Annotated in this window: 2 pseudogenes; both read right to left on the bottom strand. The window is 34.9% G+C overall.

The features are described from left to right. Window positions 1-93, bottom strand: a pseudogene (locus AB4496_RS28730) (cytochrome c); the annotation flags it as partial. A 378-nt stretch (window positions 94-471) separates the two neighbouring features. Beyond that, window positions 472-579, bottom strand: a pseudogene (locus tag AB4496_RS28725) (DNA-binding response regulator); the annotation flags it as partial.

Genomic DNA, 579 nt, shown 5'->3' with positions numbered 1-579 from the left:
CTTCATTTTACCCAGTTCAGGATCGCCAAAATTAGAGGCATGAAGGCTAGGGGAAAGAGTGAGTAATAGTAAAGTGAAGGAACGGTAAGTCATGCTTTTGCTCCGGTAAAAACATAACAATAAAGCTTACCCTAAGGGGAAGCTCAAGTCCGAATTGCTTTAGATGCTTAATGCTTTAGATATTTTAGAAGCTAATAGTGTTGACAGTTACAACTGACTTCGTTCTGTTAGGCGAGTAGAGGGCTTAAGAAGTGATGTTTTGTGAGTTCAAAAATTCTATTCGTACCTTAGAGGGCAGAATGTAATTAAGTCACTGGTGATATGATTTAAACTTCGTTGTTCAGTCTAACTGTGATTTTATGACGGAGGGGGATAATAGAAGATCACCTTTTCAAGGGCCTAAATTATAATACGATCTGTTGTAAAAATAACTGCAATCCAGTGTCTCTATATTTGTGACTCAAATATTAACTACATGCCTGGTTGTATAATAGTCTCTAAACTATTGATAAAATTTGCTTTTCTTATTGCTTCTTTTCGGTTGGTTACGTTTATTTTTTTATATATATTATATACATG

It is taken from the genome of Vibrio sp. 10N.222.46.A1, from assembly GCF_041473595.1.
GTDB lineage: Bacteria > Pseudomonadota > Gammaproteobacteria > Enterobacterales > Vibrionaceae > Vibrio > Vibrio tasmaniensis_A.
Note: the sequence above shows the minus strand (reverse complement) of the source record. Positions and strands in the feature narration are given on the sequence as shown.